Annotated in this window: 9 protein-coding genes and 1 pseudogene; 3 read left to right on the plus strand and 7 right to left on the minus strand. The window is 70.6% G+C overall.

All coding sequences use genetic code 11. The features are described 5' to 3' along the window. A pseudogene (locus tag PROKR_RS08105) lies at positions 1–249 on the minus strand (SAM-dependent methyltransferase); the annotation flags it as partial. Between the two features lie 162 nt (positions 250–411). Between PROKR_RS08105 and PROKR_RS08110 the strand changes: the two are divergent. Further along, positions 412–909, plus strand: a complete 498-nt coding sequence (locus tag PROKR_RS08110; RefSeq protein WP_036961740.1) for an ArsR/SmtB family transcription factor — start codon at positions 412–414, stop codon at positions 907–909. A 1-nt stretch (position 910) separates the two neighbouring features. Here the strand turns inward: PROKR_RS08110 and PROKR_RS08115 are convergent, their stop codons facing one another. The 3 genes from PROKR_RS08115 to PROKR_RS08125 are packed head-to-tail and all read right to left on the minus strand — an operon-like array spanning position 911 to position 2,055. Next, complete coding sequence (locus tag PROKR_RS08115; protein ID WP_036961743.1) at positions 911–1,150, minus strand: hypothetical protein; 240 nt, start codon at positions 1,148–1,150, stop codon at positions 911–913. 33 nt (positions 1,151–1,183) lie between these two features. Continuing rightward, complete coding sequence (locus PROKR_RS08120) at positions 1,184–1,747, minus strand: SRPBCC domain-containing protein (RefSeq protein ID WP_051432780.1); 564 nt, start codon at positions 1,745–1,747, stop codon at positions 1,184–1,186. Continuing rightward, complete coding sequence (locus tag PROKR_RS08125; RefSeq protein ID WP_036961746.1) at positions 1,744–2,055, minus strand: ArsR/SmtB family transcription factor; 312 nt, start codon at positions 2,053–2,055, stop codon at positions 1,744–1,746. Before PROKR_RS08125 ends, PROKR_RS08120 begins: the two co-directional genes overlap by 4 nt. Positions 2,056–2,111: 56 nt before the next feature. On the opposite strand from PROKR_RS08125, the gene PROKR_RS08130 reads away from it, so the two are divergent. Then, on the plus strand, positions 2,112–2,525 hold the full coding sequence (locus PROKR_RS08130) for a VOC family protein (protein ID WP_036961749.1): 414 nt from the start codon (positions 2,112–2,114) through the stop codon (positions 2,523–2,525). An 11-nt stretch (positions 2,526–2,536) separates the two neighbouring features. Here PROKR_RS08130 and PROKR_RS08135 read toward each other — a convergent pair whose 3' ends face one another. Genes PROKR_RS08135 through PROKR_RS08145 form a run of 3 tightly spaced genes read right to left on the minus strand, consistent with a single transcriptional unit; the run spans position 2,537 to position 3,841 of the window. Further along, a complete protein-coding gene (locus PROKR_RS08135; protein ID WP_036961752.1) occupies positions 2,537–3,010 on the minus strand; it encodes a hypothetical protein in 474 nt (157 codons plus the stop codon). Positions 3,011–3,053: 43 nt separating this feature from the next. Continuing rightward, on the minus strand, positions 3,054–3,404 hold the full coding sequence (locus PROKR_RS08140; protein WP_036961755.1) for a TraR/DksA family transcriptional regulator: 351 nt from the start codon (positions 3,402–3,404) through the stop codon (positions 3,054–3,056). A gap of 14 nt (positions 3,405–3,418) precedes the next feature. Next, on the minus strand, positions 3,419–3,841 hold the full coding sequence (locus PROKR_RS08145) for a MarR family winged helix-turn-helix transcriptional regulator (protein ID WP_211240069.1): 423 nt from the start codon (positions 3,839–3,841) through the stop codon (positions 3,419–3,421). Positions 3,842–4,011: 170 nt separating this feature from the next. Between PROKR_RS08145 and PROKR_RS36860 the strand changes: the two genes are divergently transcribed. Continuing rightward, entirely contained in the window at positions 4,012–4,338 is a 327-nt protein-coding gene (locus tag PROKR_RS36860; protein WP_211240070.1) for a Gfo/Idh/MocA family oxidoreductase, read from the plus strand. Positions 4,339–4,760 lie beyond the last annotated feature (422 nt).

Raw genomic sequence — 4,760 nt, forward strand, 5'->3', positions numbered from 1 at the left:
GACGGCGCCCCGCTCGCGCAGGGCCGCGGCCACCGGTCCGGCGCCGCAGCCGGCGTCGAGGATCCGGCGGCCCGCCACGTCGCCGGCCAGGTCCACGATCGCGGGGCGCGCATAGAAAGCGTTGAGCAGGCTCGTCTCGTTCTCGGCCGCGTACGCCTCGGCGAAGCTGTCGTAGTCGTTCGCCCTCTCCTGAGGCCCTCGGGGAGCCTCGACGGGGCTGACCCAGGAGGCCGTCCGTCGGTTCGGCATGGTCGACCTCGATTGTTCGGGCCCCGGTGGGCGTGGCGGTAGATCCGTGGATCCCTGGAAGACAAAGCGCACGACGACATCCTGGGCAAGTGATTGGGGTTTGTCAATCACTTACGCTCCAGCCCGTTACCGGCCTGCCCGCCCTTCAGTAGGCTGCTGGTCATGACCGAACGCCGGCTGGCGACCGACGCGGAGGCGAAGGCACTCGCCTCCGCCCTGCGCCTCCGCATCCTGCGCATCTGCCTGGAGGAGCCGCACACGAACAAGGAGATCGCGGCGATCCTCGGCCGAGACCCGGCCAGCGTGCTGCACCACACCAGGACGCTGGTGCGCACCGGGTTCCTGGAGGCACAGGAAGAGCGGCGCGGCGCGCGCGGCGCGCGAGAGATCCCCTATCTCGCGACGCGCAAGAGCTGGCACCTCGAATCGCCCGCGCTGGAGAAGTCGATGCTCGACGCGTTCTTGGAGGAGCTCGCTCTCGTCCCCGCGACCGAGGCCGAGGGCACCAGGATGGCGCTGCGCCTGCCGCCGCCGCAGATGGGGGAGTTCCGCACCCGGCTCAAGGATCTGCTGGAAGAGTTCGCTGCCCGCCCGGAGGACCCGGCCGCGCCCGCCTGGTCGCTCTTCATGGTGGTGCACCCCGACCCGAACCGACCCTGACCTAGTGTCCGTGGGTGAGCCGCTCGACGCGGTGGAACCCGGCTGTCTCCCGCGGGTCGCCGACGTCGCCCCCGGGGGCGGTGTCCAGCGGCACGACCTGGCCGTCGCGGCGCAGCCCCCACGCCACCAGGGGAGCGCGGACCTCGGCATGCTCGTCCTTGTAGACGGCGACCCACCCGTCCGCGGGGATGAGCTGCACGATGCGGGTGTCGTCGGCGTAGATCTCCGTGGTCTCGGTCATGGCCGAGACGTTATGTGCCAGTTCGGAGGGTGTCTACCCGGAGAACCGGCTCTCGTAGCCGTCGCTCAGCTCCTGCCAGCCGTAGGCCAGCGCACGCTGGCCGGTCGGGCGCTCCCGGTCCGTGTCGTCCTCGGCAGCCAGACGCCCGAAGCACACCTGCCAGCCCGCGGCCAGCATCGCCGCGGCGGCACGCTCGGCGGTGGTCTGGCGCAGCTCCAGAACAGTGCCGTCGCCGTCGGGCGTCAGCGTCCAGCTCAGCAGGTCATCGCCCCAGCGGTGGGTGAGCCGGCGCGGCGCGTCCGCGACGAGGACCTCGGCGTCGGCCGGGTCGTCGCCGGGGTTCTCCCGGCTGGTCGCGGGGCCGGGCTCGGTCAGCGGCCGGTCGGGCACGATCGGTGACCAGCGCGCCAGCCTCGCGGGATCGGTGAGCATCGCCCACACCTTTTGCCGGCCGTGCGGGAACTGGCGGCGCATGACGATCGTCCACCGGTCGTCCTCCAGCTCCAGCAGCACCTCGATCGGCGCGCGCACCTGCGCGGCGATCCCTTCGTCGCGCGGGGGCTGACCGTCGTGCGGGGCCTGAACGGAGTCCGTCATCGTTGTTCCTCCTCGTCGTCGAGCGCCTCAGCCAGCCGGTCGAAGCTCGTGCTCCAGCGGTCGACGTAGGGCCTGACCCAGGCGAGCACGTCGGGCAGGGGACGGTCCGTGAGCCGGTAGATCCGGCGCTTGCCCGCGACCTCCGACTCCACCACGCCCGCCTGCCGCAGTACGCGGAGGTGCTTGGACACCAGCGACTGCGACACCTGCAGCTCCTCGACGAGGGTGCCCACATCGCTCTCACCGAGCCGGAGGCGGTCCACGATCGCGCGCCGGCTCGGCTCGGCGATCACCGTGAAGCCGTCCATGGCCCAAACATTACCGACTATTCATATGAACAGCAAGGCATGTTAGGGTCAAGGTCGTGAGCCCCGTCACCGTCGTCGTCTCGCTCCCGGTTACCGACCTGGAGCGCACGCTGCGCTTCTACCGTGACGGCCTTGGCCTCGAGACCCCCGGGATCGACGGGGGGATGATCGCGTTCGAGCTGCCGAACCTCTCGCTGTTCCTGATCGAGCAGGGCGAGTACGCGACCTACGTCGAGCGCGCCGGCCACGCGCGTCCGGTGGTTCCGCAACCGGGCGCCGTGGTCCTCTCGTGCGCGATGGGCGGCAAGGCGGAGATCGACGACGTCCTCGCCAGTGCGCGGGAAGCAGGCGGATCCGCCGGGGCGGCGGCCGAGCACGACGGGGCGTACACCGGGTATGTCAGCGACCCCGACGGTCATGCCTGGGAGCTGGTGTTCAACGACCGGACCGCCGCCGCGGCAGCAGGCTGAACCGGAGGCCCCTACGTCCCATCGGGCTCCAGCAGCCGGCGGATGCGCTCGTACTCGGCGGCCAGCTCCGGTGCGGCGAGGAAGTCGTCGAGATCGGCGGACACCTGGTGGTCGACGTCCTCGATGGAGCGGATGGCGAGCTCGTAGAGCTCACCGCGCCGGTTGTGCTCCAGGTAGCTGTGCCAGTGCGCCAACGCGCTGATGGCGGTCAGGACCTCGGCATCGAGATCGTCGTCGACCAGGATGCCGTCATAGATCGTCGCGAGCGCATCGTGCAGTTCGCCTGCGCTGATCGTCAGGACGTTCGCGCAGGCGGTGGCGAGCGCACCCTGGGCCTCTGGGGTGAGCTCGTCCTCGGCCGGGCCGTGCAGCAGCACCGGCCGCACGAGGCGGGTGACTGTCTGCTCGCCGAAGGTGCGGACACTGCTGTCGGTTGCCCCGACGATGAGCCTGAGGACATCTGCCTCAAGTTCGTCGTATCTCACGCCCGCAGCCTAGGGTCCTCGGGTGCGACGGCGGTCCACGGCACTAGCTCGCCGCGGCGCAGGCGATGCAGGTCCGGGCCGTGGGCCGGGCCAGCAGGCGCTCGCGGGCGATGGCCTGCCCGCAGCGCTCGCAGCGGCCGTAGGTGCCCGCGTCGACCCGCGCCAGGGCGGCGTCGACGTCGGACAGGTGCTCCGTCGCCGTGGCGAGCAGGGTGCTCGCCTGCGAGCGCTCGAAGGCGATCGTCGACCCCTCCGGATCGTGCTCGTCGTCGGAGGCGGACAGCTGCGTCGCCTCCACCATCGAGGCGATGCTCGCGGTGAGGGACGAGACCAGCTCCGTGGTGCGCTCGCGGTCGGCGAGCAACAGCTCGCGAAACTCTGTGGCCGAGACCATCGATCCTCCGTCCCTCACTCCTCGGCGGCGGCCTGGCGGACCGGTCCACCGTTGATCGCGGCCTGCACCGCCGAGCCGATGCGCTGCAGGGCTTTCAGATCCCGGGTCTCCAGCGGGTCGATGAGGTACTCGCGGACCGCCGCGACATGTCCGGGCGCTGCCGCGACGACGACGTCGTAGCCGGCCTCGGTCAGCGTGGTGTTGGTGCGGCGTCCCGCGCCGGGGATCCGGGAACGTGTAAGCAGCCCACGCGTCTCCAGCCGCCCGACGACGTGGGACAGCCGCGACAGCGAGGCCGACGTACGGACGGCCAGGGCGCTCATCTGCATGGTCCGGTCCTCCTGCTCGGAGAGCACGGAGAGAACCATGTACTCGAAGAAGGTCAGCTGGGACTCGCGCTGCATCCGGGCGTCGAGGGCGGCGGGCAGGCTGATCATGATCGCGGAGTTGGCCAGCCACGCCGCCAGCTCCTCGTGGCTCGGCTCTTCGTGCGCCCGCGGTCGAGGTCATGCGATGCATCCTACGTCCGGGTTGTTGACGCATCAAGTTCCGCCGGGGTAGAAATTGACGCGTCAAGTTCATCTTGGAGCGTCAAGTTCACTCGGTCGTGTGGGCGTTGCCCGCGGCGACCGATTCGGGGAAGGGCCATCCGCCCACGGCGATCGGGCTGCAGGGCAGTCTCAACCCGTCGGTGCGCCGGGCGGCCGAGGTCATCGCGCAGGGCCGGCTCGGGCGGCTGTTGTCGGCACGGGTGACCGCGACGACCTTCGGGAACGGCCCGGAGTCGGTGAGCGCCTACGAATACTTCGACAAGGCCGCGGCCGGAGCGGGCTTCATGGCGATCGCCGTGGGCCATGTCCTGGACGTCGTCGAGACGACCTCGGCGACATCACCGAGATCGACGCGCGCACGGAGCTCCTCTGGCCCGAGGTGAAGCTGGTCGACACCGGCACCACCACCGCCCGTGAGGTCCCCGACCACCTGGACGCGATCGTCAAGACGACTTGTGGTGCCCCGGTGGGGGTGCAGGTCCTGGCCGGGGTGACGGCACCCGACGCCCGGTTCAGCCTCGAGGTCCGTGGTGTCGACGGGTGGCTCAGGCTGGACCGGCGACCACCCTGCCGGTGTCCAGGTCAGCGACCTCACACTGAGTTCGAGCGTGGACCTCGAGGATCCCGATCTTCCGGCTGCCACGGGAACGGGCCCTGCCGTGGCCGAGATCTGGACCGGCGCCTCCATCAACGTGGGCGAGGTGTACGCGAGCCTCGCGCGCGACATGGCTGACGGCACCCGCCACACCCCGGGATTCGCCCGTGCCGTCCACAACAGCCGCCTGGTCGCCAGGGTCGAGCAGGC

This window comes from Promicromonospora kroppenstedtii DSM 19349, assembly GCF_000515355.1.
GTDB lineage: Bacteria > Actinomycetota > Actinomycetes > Actinomycetales > Cellulomonadaceae > Promicromonospora > Promicromonospora kroppenstedtii.

Excerpts from the sequence above, each read along its gene's own strand:
- PROKR_RS08120 (WP_051432780.1), bottom strand. The coding sequence starts at position 1,747 with ATGACGGACTCCGTTCAGGCCCCGCACGACGGTCAGCCCCCGCGCGAC.
- PROKR_RS08110 (WP_036961740.1), top strand. The coding sequence starts at position 412 with ATGACCGAACGCCGGCTGGCGACCGACGCGGAGGCGAAGGCACTCGCC.
- PROKR_RS08145 (WP_211240069.1), bottom strand. The coding sequence starts at position 3,841 with ATGATCAGCCTGCCCGCCGCCCTCGACGCCCGGATGCAGCGCGAGTCC.
- PROKR_RS08125 (WP_036961746.1), bottom strand. The coding sequence starts at position 2,055 with ATGGACGGCTTCACGGTGATCGCCGAGCCGAGCCGGCGCGCGATCGTG.
- PROKR_RS08115 (WP_036961743.1), bottom strand. The coding sequence starts at position 1,150 with ATGACCGAGACCACGGAGATCTACGCCGACGACACCCGCATCGTGCAG.
- PROKR_RS08140 (WP_036961755.1), bottom strand. The coding sequence starts at position 3,404 with ATGGTCTCGGCCACAGAGTTTCGCGAGCTGTTGCTCGCCGACCGCGAG.